The following is a 21,835-nucleotide window of genomic DNA, read 5'->3' on the forward strand; positions in this document are numbered from 1 at the left end:
CGCCCTTCAAGTAAACTAAAGAGAGTTTGCAAATGAAAAGGTGATAATGTTGTTAATTTCAATTAAAACGTTACAAGATGATCGTTTTTTACGTCCGCTACAAAATATTGGCGGCTTATTTTTTGAAGATAGTACGATTGGATTTGAACAAGAGGAAGCAAATCTTATCGTTGATATACACATTGAAGAGAATGTGAAAGCATCAGCTCGCTTAACAGATGTTGCTACTGGAAATGTGTATGAAGAAACATTCGCGAAAGATTTATCTGCTTTTACAGATGAAAAAGAGCGTATGAAGCAAGTGAAACATGTTGTTTCTTATGTATATCTTTCTGTTCTTCAGCAGTTAACAGGTCTTGAACAAAGCTGGGGTATTTTAACGGGAGTACGTCCGACGAAACTTCTTCATAAAATGCTTCAAAGTGGTATGTCAAAAGAAGAAGCACATCAAGAACTTCGTGAAAGCTATTTAATTCATGAAGAGAAAATTGAACTTCTTCAGCGTATTGTTGATTGTCAATTAGCAGTTGTTCCGGATTTATACCGTTTGAAAGAGGAAGTAAGTATTTATATCGGTATTCCATTCTGTCCGACGAAATGTGCATACTGTACATTCCCAGCTTACGCAATTAACGGACGCCAAGGATCTGTTGATTCGTTCTTAGGTGGTCTACATTATGAAGTTCGTGAAATTGGTAAGTTTTTAAAAGAAAAAGGTGTGACAGTTACGACAATTTATTACGGCGGCGGTACACCAACAAGTATTACAGCAGAAGAGATGGATATGCTGTATGAAGAAATGTATGAAGCATTCCCAGATGTGAAAAATGTGCGTGAAGTAACTGTTGAGGCAGGTCGTCCAGATACAATCACGCCAGCGAAACTAGAAGTGTTAAATAAATGGAATATTGACCGCATTAGTATTAATCCGCAGTCATACCATCAAGAAACACTAAAAGCAATTGGCCGTCATCATACTGTAGAAGAAACAATTGAGAAGTATCATTTAGCTCGTGAAATGGGAATGAACAATATTAATATGGACTTAATTATTGGTCTTCCTGGTGAAGGGTTAGATATCTTCAAGCATACGTTAGATGAAACAGAAAAGTTAATGCCAGAATCATTAACAGTTCATACGTTATCATTTAAACGTGCTTCTGAAATGACACAAAACAAACGTAAATATAAAGTAGCAGGTCGTGAAGAAATTACAGCGATGATGCACGAAGCAGAAGAGTGGACGCAAAAGCATAATTACGTACCATATTACCTATATCGTCAAAAGAATATTTTAGGTAACTTAGAGAACGTTGGTTATGCAATGCCTACGCAAGAAAGTATTTACAACATTGTCATAATGGAAGAAGTACAATCGATTATCGGGCTTGGCTGCGGTGCTTCAAGTAAGTTTGTTCATCCGAAGACGGGCGCAATTACGCATTTCGCGAATCCGAAAGATCCAAAATCATATAACGATGGCTTTGTAAAATATACAGAAGATAAACTGAAAATTTTAGAAGAGCTGTTTGTGTAAGCATAAGAGGACTGTTCCGATTTGGAACAGTCTCTTTTTTATCCGGCTATTTGCGGGGGGAAGGCTGCCTGTAAAAACCCGATTAAAGTTTCGTTTTATTTTGTCAGTTTTTGTCGGTAAGTCGATATATTCGAAAAATCGCTGATATATATTGAGTTGCGGTCGATATATTTTAAAAATCGCTGATATATTTCAAGTTGCGGTCGATATATTCAAAAAACCGCCGATATAATTTTATTTACTGAGAAGTGAATCAAAACATACCTTCATTTGTAAAACTATGTCGATAATAATCAGAAAAATTAGTCAATTTTATAGAGGACAATGTCTACTTATAGACGAAATGATAGATTTATGAAAGAGAAAAGGGGGAAATTGTTGGCATGTACATGACGATAGGGAGAATTTTTGATTTATCTGTTGGTAAGTATCCGAATAAAGAGGCGTTAGTGGAACCAGAAAAAAATATTCGCTGGACGTATAAACAGTGGGATGAACAAATAAATAAAACGGCGCACGCTCTATTAGAAGAGGGAGTAAGAAAGGGAGATTGTGTATCTGTTTACTTATATAACTGTCGTGAATTTGTAAACGTTTACTTAGCTTGTGCAAAAATTGGTGCAATCTTTAATCCAATTAATTTCCGCTTAAAAGCGAAAGAAGTATCTTATATTCTTCAGGACGCATCCTCGAAAGTAGTTGTCTTTGAAAAAGCAGTTGAGTCAACTGTTGCTATGATTGAAAGGGATTTTCCAAATACATCCTTTTGGTATGTAGAAGACGATAAACCTTCCTATGCAAGCTCCTACCATGAAAAAGTAAATGCAGCATCTTCTGAGAAAGTAGATATCGAAATTGATGAAATGGATTATTGCTCTATGCTTTATACGAGCGGTACGACAGGGCATCCGAAAGGCGTATTGCATCGTCATCGTGAAATGACTGAGCATAGTATGATTTGTACGTATTTCTTAAAATATAACAGGGATAGTGTCGGGCTTGTAGTAGCACCTTTATATCATTGTGGTGAGTTGAATGCTGGGATTATACCGCGCATTCAAGTTGGCGGAAAGAATGTTATTTTGCATCACTTTGATACTGAAACAGTATTACATACGATTCAAGAAGAGAAGATTACAACGTTCTTTGCAGCACCGACGATGTGGAATATGTTGCTGCAAAAAGATTTATCCCAATATGATTTAACTTCGATGAAAATTGGTATATATGGCGGAGCAGCAATGGCACCGGCTTTAGTGAAGGAATGTAAAGAACGTCTTTATATTGATCTCGTCCAAATATACGGAATGACAGAAATGGGGCCAGTTGTTGCGTTTCTCGTGGAAGAGGATCAAATTACGAAAGCTGGTTCAGCAGGGACGCCATGTTTTAGCCATGAAATTCGTATTGTAAAGCCGAACGAAGATGCACCTGCAGAGCCAGATGATGTATTACCTCCTTATGAAGTGGGAGAAATTATTTTGCGCGGTCCGACTATGATGGCTGGCTATCATAATCGTGAAGAAGCAAACACAAAATCGCTGTATAAAGGATGGTATCATTCAGGTGACTTAGGTTACTTTGATAAAGACGGCTATTTATTCGTTGCAGATCGCGTGGATGATATGGTAATTAGCGGTGGTGTAAATATTTATCCTCGTGAAATTGAAGATTACCTCCATAGTCACCCTGGTATATTAGATGTTGCAGTGCTTGGTGAACCTGATGAATTATGGGGAGAACGTGTTGTAGCCGTTATTGTAAAGAAAGATGAAGCGATCACAGAAGCTGATTTAGAAAAGTATTGTAAAGAAAGTGATGAATTAGCAGATTATAAACGCCCACGTCATTATTTATTTGTGGATGAACTTCCTCGTAATGCGAGTGGGAAACTGCAGAAATTTGTGTTGAGAGAGTCGTTAAAAGGTACGAAAAAATAATAAAAATGCCTTTCCAATTTGGAAAGGCATTTTTATTATTTACGTGAAAAACCTTCTTCATCAAGGTATTCCGCTGCTTCTGGATAAGAGTTGAATGTACCGTCTAAGTTTACGCCAGCATAAACGTTCCACATGTCATCCTCTGATATAAGAGTAAGAATATGACCATCTTCGTTATGCCATTCTTCTTCTTTCGCAGGTTCTGCAGGGATTACTACTTCTTCTTGTGATAATAGTTCAATTGATTGCTCAATTACTGAACGTAATTCTTCCGCTGAAAATTCACGGATGTTAATCATACCTTTATCGTCCGTTTTGTAACCTTTAATACCGCTTGCATATACAAATCCGTTTCCATTTGGGTGTAAATGATATACAACGTTCTTTTTATCTAAACGACTTTCTTCAAAGTGAAAGTTTACGCGTTTTAATGATACGTTCTTTCTTTCTAATTCAGGGAAAGATTCAATGATCGATAATTTTTCTTCAAAAGTTAGCATAGTGCCTCCAAGTATATAGTAAAAGATTTAATTTGTTCATTATAGCATAGTTGCAATTGTTTCCAAAGGTAAGGGGGAAACTTTTCATTGAATACGTTTACTTCACGAGACTGTAAAAAGTACGCTAACGAATAAATCTTTTTAGGTGTACAATGGAACGTGGACTTTATATGAAGGTGGTTATTTTATGTTTCAAAAAATTGCAAAGGAATGTTTAGCAGGATTTACGGTTGCGATTGTTGCGTTGCCACTTGCCATTGCGTTTGGTATTGCGGCAACGGGAACGTCTGAAGGAGCACTGGTCGGATTGTATGGTGCCATTTTTGCAGGTTTATTCGCAGCGTTATTTGGTGGTACACCTGGTCAGGTTACTGGGCCAACTGGACCGATTACGGTTATCGCGACAGGAGTTATTGCGACGCACGGGTTAGAGGCGAGTTTTATAGCATTTATGATGGCGGGACTTTTTCAAATTTTATTCGGGGTATGTAAGCTAGGCTCTTACGTTCGATATATTCCGTATCCTGTCGTTTCAGGATTTATGAACGGTATTGCACTGATTATTATTTTAGGTGAAATAAAACACGTGCAAAATAGTTTTCTGCTCGTAGTATTAACGATCATTGTAATGATTGTTTCTGGAAAATGGATTAAGGCCATTCCATCTAGTTTAGTTGCGTTAGTCGGTGTGACTGCGTTGTTGCCTTTATTTTCTTCATTGTTAGAAGGGCTTACAGTGAAGGTACCGATTATCGGAAATCTTTCACTAAATAAAGTAATTGAAAAGATTGGAACGATTCCAGAAGCGATGCCTACGCTTCATATTCCATCTTTAAGTGGAACAGGATTAGCAGAACTTATTTTACCAGCGCTTAGTATTGCTTTATTAGGTTCGATTGACTCTTTATTAACGTCAGTCGTAATGGATAATGTGACAGGTACACGTCATAAAAGTAATAAAGAACTTGTCGGACAAGGTATCGGTAATATGATGAGCGGATTGTTCGGCGGATTAGCAGGTGCAGGGGCGACTGTACGATCTATCGTTAATATAAGAAGTGGCGGTAAAACGGCGCTTTCGGCAAGTATGCATAGTGTTATATTGTTTATTTTCATTATGGGACTCGGTTCAGTCGTACAATACATTCCACTTGCTGTATTATCAGGTATTTTAATTTTAACGGGTATTGGAATGTTCGATTGGGAAAGCATGAAGAAAATGCATGTAGCGCCAAAAGGTGATGTTATTGTTATGCTCGTAACGATGATCGTTACAGTGAAGTTTGATTTAATGATCGCTGTTGCATTCGGGATTATTCTTTCCTTCATCCTATACATTGTGAAATGTAAAGAACGTAAAACTTCGATTGTAAAAGAAAGAGAAGCAACGTATACGATTCAAGGACCGCTCTCTTTCTTATCAGTAGATCGTATTTTTACTACTTTACAAGATGTGAAGTCACCGATTGTTTTACGTATGAAAGATGTGCGCTATATGGATGTGTCAGGAGCGATGGCATTATTAAATTTTGTTGAGCAGTCAAATAAAGCTGGAGCGAGTGTAACGCTTGAACAAGTACATCCAAGTATTAAAAAAACAATTGTAGTAATGGCGAACGACGAACAGAAAGAGAAATTGAAGTTTTTAGGTGTTTAGACGGTATAATAAAAATATCGCAAAAGAAAATTTAGAGTATGTAAAATACGAATGAAATAAAAAGAAGGTGCTCGAAAATCCAGTATAACGGACTTTTCAGAGTACCTTCTTTTTGTTATTCAATTCCCAAGTCAACAATCATATAAGCAAGTATAACAACGAAGAAAATACTTACGGCTGGTGCTGTTAATACGTGACCAGACATAAAGCCGATGCCGAGCGATAAGACGAGTGTGTTAGCTAGTAGCATATGTTTTACATTTAATAGTTTCTTGAAGTTAGTGATGATGCGAATGAATATTTTAATACCGAAATAAAGAAGCGGCAGCAAATACATAAGGAATCCAACAATGCCGAACGCAAAGAATAGGTCGTAGAAATCCATTTCGACTAATTTAGGTGTAGTTGTATAGTTACCAGCGTAGCCCATTCCAAATAGTTTTTGAGATAGTGGTGCGTCTTTATAGTATTGTTTGTATACGTTTAAAAACTTGTCACGATCACTGTAAATTAAACTCTTCATTTCAGAGTCTGTTAGTTCACCCTGCTCACGTTCTTCTTTCGTTACCTCTCCTTCTTGTACTGGATTTTTATATTTATATATTTGTAAATGGATGCTCATGTTTTTGGCGATAGGAGTATATGGTGTAAGTATGAGTATACCTCCTAATACGATAGCAACAACAATTGTATTTACAAGATATGTGAATCCTTTTCCTTCTTTTTTACGATGAATAATATATTCAATGAATAAGAAAAAAAGAGCGATACCAAGTGTAATAACAATGGCACCATAGCCTACTTTCGTTCCAATCATAATGCTTGCATACATCGCAAGTACAGTTGGAATCCAGTAATAGATTTTCGAGAAAGAAGTTGTTTTATGAATTGAGTACAAGACAACGATGGGGAACGTAATGGCGAAAATGGAACTTAACTCATTTCCAGCAAAGAACCATCCCCTTGAACCGATCTTTGAGTTCGGATAACTTGGGAAATCTGTACTAGTCAACATTGCCACAATAATTGAGATACTCAAAATTAACGTTGCATATAAGAAATAGATAATGATTTTATGAAACGCATATTCGTTATTTTTTAACTCTTTAAGAGCAATAATATACCCAAACAGTAGTACCATTGGATATACACTTTTTAAAATGAATTTCACTTCTTCTCCGAAAGAAACTGGAGATTTGACCATTAAATTATTAACAAGGCCGATTGTGAGTACAGTTCCAAGTAAGCATAAGTAGAGAATGTATTTTTTCGCACCTTGTTGTTTGTGATGAAGAAGTAGATACCCTGATGCAAGAAGCATAAAGGCGAAACGGACTACGATTCCGACTGTTGCGCTCATGTGTAATACATAGATTGAAAAAGATGTTAGTAAATCTAAAATTGGTTGAAACACAATGAATAGCAGTAGGAAATGTGGGAAGTAGTTATCCGTCTGTTTCAACTTATTAACCATATGTTCCTCCATTTCTTCATTCTTTTATTTCAGCACCCGAGTGAGGGGATAAATACCTTTTTATCCGGCTATTTACCGCGCAGTAAAACTCCCACCTCAAAATTCAGCTGGAGCAAAGAAGTTAGGTGGAAGCCCTGCGGACCGTAAAAGCCTTCACTTTATAGTAAGGCGAATGAATTTCAATATTTGTTTTTAAGCAGTACATGCAAGAAGACATTATTTCATTGTAATGATAGATAGATGAAAGGTATGGATAAAACGACTTTGATTGCTATATTTTTTAACGAAATGGTATGTTTTATACAGGATATATACAAATTGCGAGATTATTAGACAGAAAATTAAGAAAAAAGAAGGATTTTTTACCTGTTTTCTATAATTATATAAGTATAATCTTTATGTAGAAAAGAGGGGTATATGATGGAAGTAACGAGTAAAACAGAATCTGTGGTTGTGAAATATGAAGGAAGCGTAGCAACGGTGATGGTCAATCGCCCAGAAGTGTTAAATGCATTAGATGAGCCAACGTTAAAAGAGCTATTACAAAAGTTGAAAGAAGTAGCGGAGAGTTCTGCGCATATTGTTGTGCTATGCGGGAACGGCCGTGGTTTTTCTGCGGGTGGGGATATTAAATCGATGCTTTCAAGTAATGATGAAAGCAAGTTTGACGGTATTATGAATACCATTTCTGAAGTCGTTGTAACTTTATATACGATGCCGAAGCTTGTGATTAGTGCAATTCATGGACCAACTGCTGGTCTTGGATTAAGTATTGCATTAACTGCTGATTATGTGATGGCAGATATATCGTCAGTTATTGCGATGAACTTTATTGGAATCGCTTTAATTCCAGATGGTGGCGGTCATTTCTTCCTACAAAAGCGCGTCGGTGAAAATATGACGAAGCAAATTATTTGGGAAGGCAAGAAATTATCAGCAACAGAAGCGTTAGATATCGGCTTAATTGATGAAGTAATCAGCGAGGACTTCCAAACAGCTGTGAAACAAAAAATTAATGAATGGTTACAAAAACCGGTTAAGGCGATGATTCAAACGAAGCAAATTTTATGTGAAGTCAATCGCTCTAATTTAGAACAGACGCTGCAGCTTGAAAAACGCGGTCAATATGCGATGAGACAAACAGCTGACCATAAAGAAGGCATTGCTGCGTTTTTAGAAAAACGTCTACCAGCATTTAAAGGGGAATAAAGTAAAACTTTAATTAGTGAGGGATTTTGCTCACTTCCTACTGATTATTAGCCCGTTAATTCGGGATAAAAGGGAGAAAGTGCTAACACATTTTAGTATAATTGTGTTAGCACTTTTTTTTAGGAGTCATACATGAAAAAAATTATAGGTATTACCGGTATAATTTTGTTTGTATATTATGCTTTGCACAGTACACCATCTATGGCTGTACGAACTGCATTATTTTTTGAAGGGCATCCAAGTGTTGCGTTTTCTGGCGGGGTGACGAAAGAAAAAGATGTGAAAAAAGAAGCGATTCCAGATGAGTACCAAACTTTATATGGTAATAAAGAAGAAAAATCAGAGCACTATTTCTTCCCGCATGTAAGGGCGCACGGATCAGGAATTGATATGTTAAGTGCGTGTGTGAAAAAAGAGTGGTTTTTCTATAAAGTGAAACTTTAATCAGTGGGGGGTTTGTTCATCCCCCACTGATTATTAGTTGAACCAATCGGGCGTTTACGGGCAGTTGATCTCCCACCTAACTTCTTTGCCCCATCTGAATTTTGAGGTGGGAGTTTTACTGCCCGTTAATGCGGGATAAAGCAGAGCTCGGGTGTTATTGAACATAGGAGGATGAATGATGTCAACTTATAACAAGTTAGTAAGAGACCGTGTTCCAGAGAAAATATTAATGTCTGGAAAAACATATACAGCACAAAAATTAACAGGCCAAGCATACATACAAGCTTTAGCGAAAATTGGAACGGAAGAAGTTCGTGAATTTGCTTCTATGAAAGAGCGTGAACATGCGTTAGATTCTCTTGCGGATGCACTGGAAGTGATTATGTCATTAGCGCGTGCAGAAGGAGCAACAATTGAAGACGTAGAACGCCTTCGTAAGCAAAAAAAAGAAGAGCACGGTGGATTTGAAAGAGGGATTTATTTATTAGATGTTTCAGAAGAATAGTTTTATAGGAAAAGCATAGCGTTACTCACTAACGCTATGCTTTTTTGCTGCAATGAAGCTAATAATGAAGAAGATAGCCGTTAATCCCCAGCCGATTGTAATAGAAGTAGTAGTATGAACGGCATAAGAAACTTGTAAACAAAGTAATGATGCTAAAAACCAAATGAGTGCAATGTGTATATATTTTTTTGATATATTCATATTTTGTAGCTCCTTTTTACATACTAAAGAGAATTTTACTATAATTTAGAAAATTAGACCATATAAGTAGAGGTTTCATAGCAAATTTTGTATACTGAATAATAGAGAAAATGAGGAGGAAACGACAATGGCACATCATACGAAAGAAACGATGGAACTCATTAAGGAGCTTGTCTCTATTCCGAGTCCATCTGGAAATACGGCGAAAATTATTAATTTCATTGAAAACTATGTGAGTGAGTGGAACGTAGAGACGAAGCGTAATAATAAAGGCGCTCTTATTTTAACGGTAAAAGGGAAAAATGATGATCAACATCGTTTATTAACTGCTCATGTTGATACGTTAGGTGCGATGGTAAAAGAAATTAAATCTGACGGTCGTCTTCGTTTATCTATGATTGGCGGATTTCGCTGGAACTCTGTAGAAGGGGAATATTGCGAAATTGAAACGTCAAGCGGTAAGGCGTATACAGGAACGATTTTAATGCATCAAACATCTGTACACGTATATAAAGATGCAGGTGAAGCGAAACGCGATGAGAAAAATATTGAGGTTCGTATTGATGAGCGTGTTTCTTCTGCGAATGAAGTACGCGAATTAGGAATTGAAGTAGGAGACTTCGTTTCATTTGATCCACGCGTTCAAATTACAGAGAGTGGATACATAAAATCACGTCATTTAGATGATAAAGTAAGCGTAGCAATTCTATTAAAATTAATTAAAAGATTGCAAGATGAAAATGTAACATTACCATATACGACGCATTTCTTAATTTCTAATAATGAAGAGATTGGATACGGTGGAAACTCTAACATTCCAGAAGAAACTGTAGAATATTTAGCAGTTGATATGGGAGCGTTAGGTGATGGACAAACATCTGATGAATATACAGTATCTATTTGCGCAAAAGATTCTAGTGGTCCATACCATTATGCATTACGTAAACATTTAGTTGAACTTGCGAAAGCGAACAATATTGAATATAAAGTAGATATTTACCCGTACTACGGATCTGACGCATCAGCTGCGATTCGCGCTGGATTTGATGTGAAACATGCATTAATTGGAGCCGGTATTGATTCTTCTCACGCTTTTGAACGTACGCATGAGAGTTCCATTGCACATACAGAATCATTAGTATATGCGTATGTAATGTCTAATTTAATTGAAGACTAATTTCATAGAAAATAAAGTGGGCTGATTAAAAATATTATTTTTAATCAGCTTTTCATTTAGGGGGGCAAGATGAAAAAATTATTGATGGGGAGTATCGTTGTAAGTTTAATGTTAAGTGGATGTGCTCAAGAAGGTTCAGATGAAAAAGTAGTGACGAAGGTAGAGGATACCCAGGGGAATAAAAAAGAGAGTAGAAAAATACAAGGTTCACAAATAAATCCACAAGTGCAAAGTCGCTACACTGTTTTAATGAATTCTACTGAGGGAGAAGCGTATACTTTGCATGTTTTTTCGAATAATGAACAACATGAAACGCAAAAAGAACCTTGGGTTGGTGCACAAGAAGGGGATCAAATATATAAAGGTGAATATCAGCTTGCCTTACAATCTACAAGCGCGACATTATATTTGCAAGAGGCGAAAATTGGAGAGTTTGTATTTAATACGTCTAGAAAAAATGGATTTGTAAGTAAAGGTACACCAGATTTTTTCATAGCACTGCAACGTGAGTCTTCTAATTTTTCAACAGTGAAAGCTTTTTACATTCATAAAGGGAAAGTGCTCGAAGTGAAAATTGATGAAGATGATTTTGGTATTACAGGAACTTGTTTTAAAGCTTTAAATAAAGGGAAGTTTCTTATTGGGAATTATGATAATGGAGAAGGAATGTGGTATTTTTCAACTTTCCAAACCGATCTTGAAACGGGAAAAGCGAAACGGATTGATCAGAAAAAGCTTCCTTTGGAGGAAGGGAATGTATATGTTAAGGACAATTTCAAATGATACATTAGGAGAAGCAACTTATGGTAGTATGCTAGATTGCTATGAAGAACAAGATCAGAATGTATCTTCTTTCTGTTAATAAAAATAAAGGGATTGCCAATAGGCAGTCTCTTTTATTTGCGAAAGGATTTAGAAAGGTTTCTCTTTATTTCCGGCATATGATATCATTTAATTTTATATACAAAAATATTCGAGTAATTGTGATCATAACAATTTTAAACGATAAAGGATGATAATAGATTGAGTAATCATAGTAAAACACCTGCATGTATATATACGTATGCGTTTCGCGAAGAGGAGCGTGCTTTATGTTACTTGGAAATGCGCTCGTTCTTTGGGATGGAGTCTCACGTTAATATTTTGAAAAGTGAAGTCAAGATTGCTCCGAGTAGAAGTCCGTTTATTAAAGAGCGCGTTGAGGTTATGTATGAAGGGGACGACTTAGAAAGCATTTTAGAACAAGTGGAACAAATTGATTTAGCGGGAGCGACATTCAAAGTTATCTTCGTTAAAATCAATGATCTTGGTAAAGAAAATAAAATTGAATATGGGGAAAGACGCCTTATTGAACGAGACCTCGGTATGCATATTGAAGGAGAAGCAGACGTTCGTAATCCAGAGCGCGTATTCGGGATTGTTCCTCTTGGAGGACGTTGGTACTTCGGGCACTATGTAGAAAGTGATCCAGTTTGGTATCATCACATAAAAAAACCGCATAGCTATTCGACATCACTGAGCACACGTGTTGCTAGAGCTGTCGCAAATATCGCTGTACCAAACCCAGATGGAGTACGAGCAATTGACCCGTGCTGTGGCATTGGAACAGTAGTGGTAGAAGCACTTTCTATGGGGATTAACATCGTTGGTAGAGATATAAATCCACTTGTAGTTCTTGGAACGAGAAAAAACATCGCACATTTCGGGTTTGAAGGAACAGTAACAAAAGGCCCAATTGAAGAAATTACTGAGAACTACGACGTCGCAATTATCGATATGCCATACGACCTATTTACGCACGCAACACCAGAAGATCAACTCTCGATTCTTTCAAGTGCGCGCCGTATCGCAAAAAAAGTAGTCGTTGTCACGATGGAAACAATGGACGACATGATTCATGAAGCGGGATTTGAAATTACAGACCGCTGTATCACAAGAAAAGGATCATTTTCTAGACAAATTCTTGTTTGTGAATAAGAAAAAAGGTCACCCGTTAGGGTGGCCTTTTTGGTTTGTATGAATGTGTGATTGGTTGGTGGAATGGGGAGATGATTTGTCGATAAGTCGATATACTATGTTGAACCGCTAATATATTTCGAGAATCAATCGATGTTAGATTCCTCTTCTTTCGTTTTCTCTTGTTGTACGATTAATAAATTGCGCAATACGTGTCCGCGGTAACTTTCTAGTTTTCGTCCTTCATGATAGCGGACACCTAATTTTTTAAGTTCAGCTACGTACCAGCCTTTTGTTCCGTAATACATGAGACCACTTCCTTTTTTCTTTTGAACAGTATATGTTGTGGGGATTTGGAACTTTCTCATCAAATTAATATTGAATATTCAGTTTATTTATATTATGATTAATTTAGTATCGGATGGCAGTGAGTAGCCTCGCTGTAAGCCCGGATTTATATTTGAAAATGAAGAGAGTAGCTTCTTTCCACTTGAGCTTCTTTAGCAGGAGTACGAGCTAGAAGGATAAGGGGAGTAAATAAAATTCAATGCAGCTGTATACGATGCTTTTCTGGCTTTTAACATAGTAACGGAGGGTGAAATATGCGCAAAGGAACTTTTTTCATGGCTGGACATTCGAGACTTCCGAAAGGGATGGCGGTTCGCAGTATGTACGAAACGTTAACAATTACAATTGAAGCAGATCATAAATATCATGTCATTATTGAAGCGTCATGTACGCTTGCAACAGAGCACGGGAGAGGCTTCGTCGCCCAAATTTTAAGAGGACATAGTTTACGAGATGGTATTGAAGAAATTGTGCAAGATATTACAGATCATTATCAAGGAAAAGCGCAAAATGCTATCGTCAGTGCGGTCAAAGATTTGCATCGCCAATATGTAAGTTATTTAAATGATGAAAAGCCTGTGGAAGAGTACGAGGAAACAAATTTATAATCAATGTCTAGTTTATAACGATAAATGAGAGCCAGTTGTATTTCCTTTAAAGAGATGCGACTGGCTTATTTTATTTGGGAGTAAGTAAGATGAATACGTGAAAAGAAATTCAAGTTGTAAAACAAGAAGCGAAAAAAGGGGATTTATAAAATGTGTAAAGTATGTCGAGGAAATAATAAAAAACGAATTGACAGTTATAATATTTAGAATTATTATTTAATTAATAAGATCCATTCGAGAAATTAGCCTTCTCTAAATTCGATCTTGTTTTCCTGTTTACACATGTTTTCATATGAACTGTCTATTATTATTGTACTTTAAGAGATTAAAGACACTCGTAATGATAAGCCAGTTGTACGTTTCTACGATTTTCTGTCGTGGTGCGTATGACTGGCTTTTTGCTGTTAGGGCAGTAAGACCAAATCTCGGCATAAGAAGATAAGGATAACTGTCTGTAAAAAGCGTCAATACGTTCTTCATATTTCATTTAGGGAGGAATTGAAATGTCGATTATTACAGAACAAAGTACGAAGATGAAGTTTGCAAAAAAATATGAGGGTTATGAAATTATTCCTCATCCGGAGCATAAACGTTTATATCATATTATGTTAAATCAGCAATTGCTTAAGCAGTTTTTTGAAGAGGTAAAAGAGCATTCAGAGCAGTCATTACAATACATTCCGTATTCACGGTTTAATCTTGCTGATGGAATGAGAAAGATTTTTGGGCAATCATTTATGGATAACATTCGCGGCATTATTCATGACCGTGAAACGGGCGGATTTACAATTGGGGTGCAAGGTGAAACGGCAGATCCAGCAGATTACGTGAAATTTGCAACAGCAATAACACATTTAATTGGGGCACCAAACTTCGATGCAATGACAGGAACGTATTATGCAAGATTTAATGTGAAAGATACGGATAGTAGTGATTCTTACCTTCGTCAAGCGTACCGATTGTTTACACTTCATACGGACGGTACATTCGTTGATGAACCGACAGATTGGCTTCTTATGATGAAAATGGAAGAGCAAAATGCAGTAGGAGGAGAATCTCGTTTACTACATTTAGACGATTGGGAAGATCTTCAAAAATTTAGAAACCATTCACTCGCATCTGTTAAAATTACGTATAAAGCACCACCAAGTAAAAATGCGCAAGAAATCGTCTATCGTGAAACGTTTTTTGATATAAATAACGCACCATGTATTTGCTTTATTGATCAGTTCGCTTATCCAGATAATATGGAACAAGCAAACTATTTGAAAGACTTATCCTATTCAGTTGAAAACTCACAGGCAACACATGCATTAAAATTACCAGTTGGTGACTTAGTTCTTTTAAACAATTTATTTTGGATGCACGGAAGAGCTGCATTTGAGAAGAATAAAGATTTATATAGAGAACTCATGCGTCAGCGCGGTTGTTTTTCTAAATAATATGTACGGCAGGTCTTTTGAATAGACCTGCCTTTTATCCCGCTATTTGCCGGGCAGTAAAACTCCCACCTTAAAATTCGGCTGAAGCAAAGAAGTTAGGTGGAAGATTAACTGCCTGTAAACGCCCGATTGGTGAAGACTAATAATCAGTGGGGATGGACGAAACCCCACTGATTAAAGTTTCACTTTATACGATTAAGGGGGAATTAGAGTGTATGACTTTATAATTATTGGCGGAGGAATTGTTGGTCTATCAACTGGAATGGCTTTAACGAAAAAATTCCCTCGTGCGAAAGTCGCGATCATTGAAAAAGAAAAGGAACTTGCACACCATCAAACTGGACATAATAGCGGAGTAATTCATTCTGGCATTTATTATAAACCAGGGAGTTATAAAGCGAAGTTTGCCAAAGAAGGAAATGCAGCTATGGTTCAATTTTGTAAAGAAAATGACATCGCTTATGACATGTGCGGAAAAGTAATTGTCGCTACAGAAAGAGAAGAACTTCCTCTTTTACATAACTTATATGAGAGAGGCTTACAAAACGATTTACACATTTCAAAAATAGATAAGGAAGAATTAGCTGAAATTGAACCTCATGTAAAGGGACTAGGGGCCATCCGTGTTCCTTCTTGCGGGATTGCTGATTATAAAGGAGTCAGTTATGCATTTGCTCGCTTAATTCAAGAAAGCGGCGGTGAAGTACACTTAGGAACAACCGCAGAGCGTATTACTGAGAAAAAAGATGCTGTAACAATTGAGACAAACAAAGGCACATTTAAAACGAAATTTCTCATTAACTGCGCTGGCTTGCATAGTGATCGCATTGCGAAAAAGACAGGTATATTAACTGATATGAAAATTGTTCCGTTTCGTGGTGAATATTACGAACTTGTCCCAGAAAAACGCCATCTTGTAAAACATTTAATTTATCCAGTTCCAAACCCAGAATTCCCGTTTTTAGGTGTTCATTTTACAAGAATGATAAACGGAGACGTACATGCAGGACCAAACGCAGTAGTAAGCTTCAAGCGCGAAGGTTATACGAAAACGGACTTTAATATGAAAGACTTCATGGAAACAATGACATACACAGGCTTTTGGAAAATGGCGATGCCAAATATGAAAGAAGGCATAAAAGAGATGGTGCGCTCATTTAGTAAACAATCATTTTTAAAAAGCTTACAGCGCCTCATACCAGAACTAACAGAGAAAGATATCGTGCCAACACATGCAGGGGTAAGGGCACAAGCTATTTTATCAAACGGAAATATGGTTGATGACTTTTGCATTATTCCTGGCATCAATTCTCTACATATTTGTAATGCACCATCTCCAGCTGCAACGGCAAGTATAAAGATTGGTGAGGAAATTGCTAAGCAAGTGCCGGATGTGGTGGCGGTGAGGGTTTGATGGATCCCCCAGGGTTTTCGGGGGATTTTTTTGTTATGAGGTATGGTGAGTGTGGGGCTAAATTGGAGGCTAATAGTCACCAACTGTTTACTGTATAAAAAAGTAGACAGTAGTGTATGTTTTTTTGAAAAATGTATACAGATTTATTCCGCTATTCGCCGGGCAGTAAGACCCTCGCCTCAAAATTCAGCGAAAGCAAAGAAATTAGGTGGGGATCGGGCTGCACGTAAAAGCCCGATTGGTGTGGGCTAATAATCAGTCGGGGATGGACAAACTCCCTACTGATTAAAGTTTCACTTTATACTCTATCCGTTGGCATGATACTTGCAATGAAAATAGTATTAATATATAGGGGAGAGATAGAAATGAAGGTTAGCAAAATATACACAACTATTGATGCGCACGTAGCTGGGGAACCGCTTCGAATTATTACGGGCGGCGTGCCAGAGATAAAGGGAGAAACGCAACTAGAAAGACGCGCATACTGTATGGAACATTTGGATCACCTTCGTGAAATTCTTATGTATGAACCGAGAGGGCATCACGGGATGTATGGTTGTATCGTTACACCGCCTGCAAGTGCTCACGCTGATTTTGGTGTTTTATTTATGCACAATGAAGGCTGGAGTACGATGTGCGGCCACGGCATTATTGCTGTTATTACAGTAGGAATTGAAACAGGTATGTTTGAAGTGACTGGTGAAAAGCAAAAATTCATTATTGATAGCCCTGCCGGGGAAGTTATTGCGTACGCAAAGTTTAACGGGAGTGAAGTAGAGTCAGTATCATTTGAAAATGTTCCTTCGTTTGTATATAAAAAAGACGTTCCTATCAAAATAGATAACTATGAATTTCAAGTAGATATCGCGTTTGGTGGAGCCTTTTATGCTGTAGTGGATAGTAAAGAATTTGGTTTGAAAGTCGATTTCAAAGACTTACCTGCTATTCAAACGTGGGGCGGAAAAATTAAACATGATATTGAAAGTCAAATGGAAGTAAAACATCCATTGGAAGAAGGTTTAAAAGGAATATACGGTGTTATTTTCTCAGATGAACCGAAAGAAAAAGATGCTACTTTACGAAATATGACAATCTTTGCTGACGGGCAAGTAGACCGTTCTCCTTGCGGCACAGGAACTTCTGCGAGACTCGCAACTCTTTTTGAAAAAGGTGCCTTACAAAAGGGAGAAACTTTTATCCACGAATGTATCACAGATGGTCATTTTGTGGGAGAAGTATTATCTGTAACAGAGGTAGCTCAATATGAAGCAATCGTTCCGAAAGTAACCGGGCAGGCATTTATTACAGGATTTCATCAGTTTGTATTAGATCCGAGAGATGATTTGAATCGGGGATTTTTGTTAGGATAAAGTGAAACTTTAATCAGCGGAGGGGTTTATCCTCCATTGATTATTAGCCCACACCAATCGGGTTTTTACGGGCAGTTGATCTCCCATATAACTTCTTTGTCCAACCGAATTTTCAGATGGGAGTCTTACTGCCCGTTAATACGGGATAGAAGGAGGAGGTGGAAAGATATGCTAGTTATAAGCGCAGAAGAACAAAGAAATTTAGTAAATATGAACGAAGTCATTGCATACGCGGCGCTTGCTTTACAAGAATTTTCCGCAGAAAGAACAATCACACCAATACGTACTTCATTACCATTTGCAAGCGAACAAAATACGGCATTAATTATGCCTTCAGTAGCGGAAGGACTTGAGGCGCTCGGCTTAAAAGTAGTAACAGTCGCCCCGCAGAACAAAAAGATAGGAAAGAAAACGATAAACGGGATTGTAATGCTATCAGATTTTCAAACGGGAGAACCACTCGCACTTTTAGAAGGATCGTACTTAACGATGATCCGAACAGGTGCCTTATCAGGAGTAGCAACAAAACATTTAGCTCGTCATAACGCAAAAACTTTATGTATTATTGGAACCGGTGAACAGGCGAAAGGAATTGCAGAAGCAGTATTAGCGGTTAGAAATATTGAAAAGGTCATTTTATACAATCGAACGGAAGAAAAAGCGTATGCATTCGCGCAACATATACAAACGACATTCGGCAAACCTGCTTACGTTTATAGAAATCCAAATGAAGCGATAAGCGAAGCAGACATCATCGTCACAACAACAAATGCATCCACACCAGTCTTCTCAGAAAAACTACAAAAAGGTGTCCACATAAACGCCGTCGGTTCATTCAGACCGAGCATGCAAGAACTACCATCTCACGCCATCGCGAACGCAAACAAAGTAGTAGTCGAATCAAAAGAAGCAGCATTAGAAGAAACGGGCGATCTTCAAGTGCCAATAAAAGAAGGTTTATTTAAAGCTAGCGACATACACGCCGAACTTGGTCAAATTATAAGCGGTGAAAAAGCTGGTAGAGAGAATGAGGAAGAGATTACTATTTTCAAATCAGTTGGCTTGGCCGTAGTAGATATTATCGTTGCGAAGTATTTGTATGAGAAAGCGGTGGAGCATGGGATAGGGAATAGGATTGAGTTTTGAGGCTGCCTTTTGGTGGTCTTTTTTTGTGGGAGGTATTCGTTTCTATTAATAGATTTAAAACTTTCAACATTTACAAAAAAGTTTGACTTTATATACTGGTAGTGGTAATTTAAAACTTATAAGAAAACTCGGAATTAATTCCGAGTTTTCTTATGGGTATAAACAGTTCGAGGGGGCCGAAAGATGAAACGGAAGTTATTTGCATTACCATTTGTCCTAATACTACTTATTGCATTAGCGGCTTGTTCTGGGGAAAAAGATTCTTCGAAGCAAGCGGGCACTAGTAAGTCAGGGAATCCGAAAGATGGAGGGGCGTTAACGATTGGTGTTAGCGATAATCCAGATACGATGAATCCGCTTTATGCGAATGATCGTGTGTCATTAACTGTGCAGCAAGCTTTATATGCGCCGCTATATCACATGGAAGACGGTAAGAAAAAGTTTGTTCTTGCTGAGAGCTTTACGCCTTCAGAAGATCAATTAACGTGGACGTTGAAATTAAAAGATAATTTAAAATGGCATGATGGTAAGAAAATTACATCAGACGATATAGCATTTACATTCCAATCTATTTTAGATGAGAAGCAAAATAGCTCAAGTCGTGAAAACTTTATTTTTAAAGGAAAACCGCTTGAGGTGAAAAAAGTAGATGAGTTAACGACTCAATTTGTTTTACCGCAAGTAAGTGCATCTTTCGAAGGTGTAATGAATGATTTCTTCCCAATTCCGAAACATGTATTTGAAGGGGAAGCAGATTTAGCGAAGAGTACGAAAAACTTACAGCCTGTTGGATCAGGTCCGTTTAAGTTTAAAGAGTATAAATCAGATGAGTACGTTGCATTAGATCGATTCGATGATTATGTAGGTGGTAAAGCTAAATTAGACTCTATCGTATATCGTGTTGTAAAAGACCGTAATACAGCAAATGTTTCACTGCAAAATGGTCAAATCAACATGAAGATGATTGAGCCGCAAGACTTTAAGAAATTAGATAGCACTGGGAACTTCTCAATGGTGACATTCCCTGAAGGTAGATTATTCTACTTATCTTATAACATGAATACAGATTTGATGAAGAAAAAAGAAGTACGCCAAGCAATTGCGCATGCGTTAGATAAAAAAGAAATGATTAACTCAGCATTCGTTTCAGGTGAATTTGCAGAACCAGCAAATTCAATCTTAACGCCAGACGCTATGTATTATGCGAAAGATATTAAAGACTATAAGTATGATAAAAAAGAAGCGAAAGATTTATTAGCAAAAGCTGGTGTGAAAGATAAAGAAAAAGTACGAGTTATGTATGTAACGAATAATAAAATTATGGAAAGCTTAGCGCTATATACACAACAAAAATTACAAGAAGTTGGCTTACAAGTTGAACTAAATGCATTAGATGCTAGTGCGGCAAGCGAAAAAGGCTTAGATAAAGAGAATAAAGAATATGACATTACATTTGGTGGTTACATTATGGGACCTGAGCCAGATTCATATAAGAGCTTATTCTTAAGTAATGCGGAATACAATTATGCACGATATAAAAACGCTGATTTCGATAAGTTATGGGAAGAAGCTGCAGTTGAAACAGATAAAACAAAACGCGCAGAGCTATACCATAAAATTCAAGAGACAGCGAGAGAAGACGTACCTTATCTACCAATCGCATATCCGAAAGCAGTTATTGCAGTAGATAAAAAGTTTGATGGATTGAAAGAAGCGAAAGCAATTCCTGTCACAATGTTTGAAGATCTATCTAAGATTTATGAAGTGAAATAAGAAACAGTAAAGAAGCTGGTGGAAATCAGCTTCTTTATCCCGCTTAACGGGCAGTAAGGCTCCCGCCTCAAAACTCGATGAATGCGAGGAAGTAAGGCGGGAGTCGTCGGATTGTCCGTTAAAGCCTAATTGGTGCAGGCTGATTAAAGTTTCGCTTTATCCTGAGGGGGGAAGTTTGTGTATAAAGTAATTGCAAAGAGGCTTTTAAATGCAATTCCACTTTTATTTGTTATTTCTATTATTTCTTTTCTATTAATAAAATTAGCGCCAGGGGATCCGGTTCGAAACTTTGTCACGCCGAATATGAGTCCAATTGACGTGGAGCGTATTCGCAAAAGTTTAGGACTAGATCAACCCATTTACGTGCAGTATTTTTTATGGTTGAAAAACATTTTAACAGGAAACTTTGGTTACTCACTTCAAAATCATCGTCCTGTTTTGGAACTTATCACAGAAAGATTACCTGCAACAATTGGGTTAATGGGATCATCTTTACTCGTCTCATTCGTAATCGCAATACCACTTGGATTATTTACAGGTGTGAAAAAGAATTCATACTTTGACCGCATTATAAACTTTATTTCATACGTTGGTATTTCTATGCCGGTTTTCTGGTTTGCACTACTATTAGTCTACTTATTCTCTTTAAAATTGAACCTATTTCCGAGTATGGGTATGCGCACCGTAGGTAAAGATTCTGTCTGGGATATTGTGCAACACGGCATTTTACCTTGCATGGTGCTAGCGTTCCAAAACGTATCTGTTTATATGAGATATATTCGTTCAAGTACGATTCAGCAATTAGAAGAAGAATATGTACAAATTCAATATGCGTACGGTGCTTCAAAGAAAACAGTGTTATTTAATCACGTGCTTCGAAATGTATTAATACCGATCATTACAATTTTCGGATTATCGATTCCAAGTTTAGTAGGCGGAGCGTTTATTACGGAGACAGTATTCTCATGGCCAGGACTTGGTTCACTTGGGGTAAATGCTATTTTTAGATTTGATTATCCGATTATCATGGCAATTACATTACTATCATCATTCATGTTAATTCTCGGTAACTTAATTGCTGATATTTTATATGGCGTAGTAGATCCGCGCATTCGCATGAGGGGGTGATTTGGA

20 protein-coding genes are annotated in these 21,835 nt (G+C 37.3%); 16 read left to right on the plus strand and 4 right to left on the minus strand.

All coding sequences use genetic code 11. From position 1 onward, the window contains the following. Window positions 1–46 precede the first annotated feature (46 nt). Window positions 47–1,537 carry a coproporphyrinogen III oxidase gene (locus tag ACUN26_RS01215; RefSeq protein ID WP_002007015.1) on the plus strand — a complete coding sequence of 497 codons (1,491 nt, stop codon included), beginning with the start codon at window positions 47–49 and terminating at the stop codon, window positions 1,535–1,537. Window positions 1,538–1,920: 383 nt separating this feature from the next. After that, window positions 1,921–3,477, plus strand: coding sequence for a fatty acid--CoA ligase (locus ACUN26_RS01220; protein WP_000281986.1), 1,557 nt, complete (start codon window positions 1,921–1,923; stop codon window positions 3,475–3,477). Window positions 3,478–3,512: 35 nt separating this feature from the next. Here ACUN26_RS01220 and ACUN26_RS01225 read toward each other — a convergent pair whose 3' ends face one another. Then, window positions 3,513–3,977 (minus strand): hypothetical protein, encoded by a 465-nt coding sequence (locus ACUN26_RS01225; protein ID WP_000955010.1) that lies wholly within the window; start codon window positions 3,975–3,977, stop codon window positions 3,513–3,515. 187 nt (window positions 3,978–4,164) lie between these two features. On the opposite strand from ACUN26_RS01225, the gene ACUN26_RS01230 reads away from it, so the two are divergent. After that, the gene (locus ACUN26_RS01230) at window positions 4,165–5,634 is read left to right on the plus strand and encodes a SulP family inorganic anion transporter (protein ID WP_000486661.1); all 1,470 of its coding nucleotides are present in this window, start codon (window positions 4,165–4,167) and stop codon (window positions 5,632–5,634) included. A gap of 115 nt (window positions 5,635–5,749) precedes the next feature. On the opposite strand, the gene ACUN26_RS01235 is transcribed toward ACUN26_RS01230, so the two are convergent. After that, window positions 5,750–7,108, minus strand: coding sequence for an O-antigen ligase family protein (locus ACUN26_RS01235; RefSeq protein WP_000247544.1), 1,359 nt, complete (start codon window positions 7,106–7,108; stop codon window positions 5,750–5,752). Window positions 7,109–7,528: 420 nt separating this feature from the next. Here ACUN26_RS01235 and ACUN26_RS01240 point away from each other — a divergent pair, with 420 nt between their 5' ends. From ACUN26_RS01240 to ACUN26_RS01250, 3 genes are all read left to right on the plus strand, one after another. Next, window positions 7,529–8,317 (plus strand): enoyl-CoA hydratase, encoded by a 789-nt coding sequence (locus tag ACUN26_RS01240; RefSeq protein WP_000454188.1) that lies wholly within the window; start codon window positions 7,529–7,531, stop codon window positions 8,315–8,317. Window positions 8,318–8,449: 132 nt separating this feature from the next. Continuing rightward, window positions 8,450–8,761 (plus strand): hypothetical protein, encoded by a 312-nt coding sequence (locus ACUN26_RS01245; protein ID WP_000720138.1) that lies wholly within the window; start codon window positions 8,450–8,452, stop codon window positions 8,759–8,761. Window positions 8,762–8,939: 178 nt separating this feature from the next. Continuing rightward, window positions 8,940–9,266 (plus strand): nucleoside triphosphate pyrophosphohydrolase, encoded by a 327-nt coding sequence (locus ACUN26_RS01250; RefSeq protein WP_000109210.1) that lies wholly within the window; start codon window positions 8,940–8,942, stop codon window positions 9,264–9,266. Between the two features lie 21 nt (window positions 9,267–9,287). On the opposite strand, the gene ACUN26_RS01255 is transcribed toward ACUN26_RS01250, so the two are convergent. After that, on the minus strand, window positions 9,288–9,467 hold the full coding sequence (locus tag ACUN26_RS01255; protein WP_001027088.1) for a hypothetical protein: 180 nt from the start codon (window positions 9,465–9,467) through the stop codon (window positions 9,288–9,290). 127 nt (window positions 9,468–9,594) lie between these two features. Here ACUN26_RS01255 and ACUN26_RS01260 point away from each other — a divergent pair, with 127 nt between their 5' ends. The 3 genes from ACUN26_RS01260 (at window position 9,595) to ACUN26_RS01270 (ending at window position 12,621) form a co-directional block, all read left to right on the plus strand. Beyond that, entirely contained in the window at window positions 9,595–10,644 is a 1,050-nt protein-coding gene (locus ACUN26_RS01260; protein ID WP_000930090.1) for a M42 family metallopeptidase, read from the plus strand. 69 nt (window positions 10,645–10,713) lie between these two features. Next, complete coding sequence (locus ACUN26_RS01265; RefSeq protein WP_000735161.1) at window positions 10,714–11,427, plus strand: hypothetical protein; 714 nt, start codon at window positions 10,714–10,716, stop codon at window positions 11,425–11,427. A gap of 240 nt (window positions 11,428–11,667) precedes the next feature. Then, complete coding sequence (locus ACUN26_RS01270; protein WP_000064982.1) at window positions 11,668–12,621, plus strand: TRM11 family SAM-dependent methyltransferase; 954 nt, start codon at window positions 11,668–11,670, stop codon at window positions 12,619–12,621. Window positions 12,622–12,746: 125 nt separating this feature from the next. Here the strand turns inward: ACUN26_RS01270 and ACUN26_RS01275 are convergent, their stop codons facing one another. Then, window positions 12,747–12,968, minus strand: a complete 222-nt coding sequence (locus ACUN26_RS01275; RefSeq protein ID WP_002038052.1) for a YflJ family protein — start codon at window positions 12,966–12,968, stop codon at window positions 12,747–12,749. A gap of 234 nt (window positions 12,969–13,202) precedes the next feature. Between ACUN26_RS01275 and ACUN26_RS01280 the strand changes: the two genes are divergently transcribed. The 7 genes from ACUN26_RS01280 to ACUN26_RS01310 all read left to right on the plus strand — a co-directional run bounded on the left by ACUN26_RS01280 (window position 13,203) and on the right by ACUN26_RS01310 (window position 21,829). Then, on the plus strand, window positions 13,203–13,556 hold the full coding sequence (locus ACUN26_RS01280; protein WP_001225458.1) for a DUF3870 domain-containing protein: 354 nt from the start codon (window positions 13,203–13,205) through the stop codon (window positions 13,554–13,556). A 503-nt stretch (window positions 13,557–14,059) separates the two neighbouring features. After that, on the plus strand, window positions 14,060–14,998 hold the full coding sequence (glaH, locus tag ACUN26_RS01285) for a glutarate dioxygenase GlaH (RefSeq protein WP_000022846.1): 939 nt from the start codon (window positions 14,060–14,062) through the stop codon (window positions 14,996–14,998). Window positions 14,999–15,209: 211 nt separating this feature from the next. Further along, complete coding sequence (gene lhgO, locus ACUN26_RS01290; protein ID WP_000271848.1) at window positions 15,210–16,412, plus strand: L-2-hydroxyglutarate oxidase; 1,203 nt, start codon at window positions 15,210–15,212, stop codon at window positions 16,410–16,412. Window positions 16,413–16,729: 317 nt separating this feature from the next. Continuing rightward, window positions 16,730–17,782, plus strand: coding sequence for a proline racemase family protein (locus ACUN26_RS01295; RefSeq protein WP_445540867.1), 1,053 nt, complete (start codon window positions 16,730–16,732; stop codon window positions 17,780–17,782). Between the two features lie 168 nt (window positions 17,783–17,950). Then, entirely contained in the window at window positions 17,951–18,928 is a 978-nt protein-coding gene (locus ACUN26_RS01300) for an ornithine cyclodeaminase family protein (protein ID WP_000960269.1), read from the plus strand. 183 nt (window positions 18,929–19,111) lie between these two features. Then, a complete protein-coding gene (locus ACUN26_RS01305) occupies window positions 19,112–20,701 on the plus strand; it encodes an ABC transporter substrate-binding protein (RefSeq protein ID WP_000823575.1) in 1,590 nt (529 codons plus the stop codon). Between the two features lie 177 nt (window positions 20,702–20,878). Continuing rightward, on the plus strand, window positions 20,879–21,829 hold the full coding sequence (locus tag ACUN26_RS01310) for an ABC transporter permease (protein WP_000278782.1): 951 nt from the start codon (window positions 20,879–20,881) through the stop codon (window positions 21,827–21,829). Window positions 21,830–21,835 lie beyond the last annotated feature (6 nt).

Source organism: Bacillus sp. WC2503 (assembly GCF_052682895.1).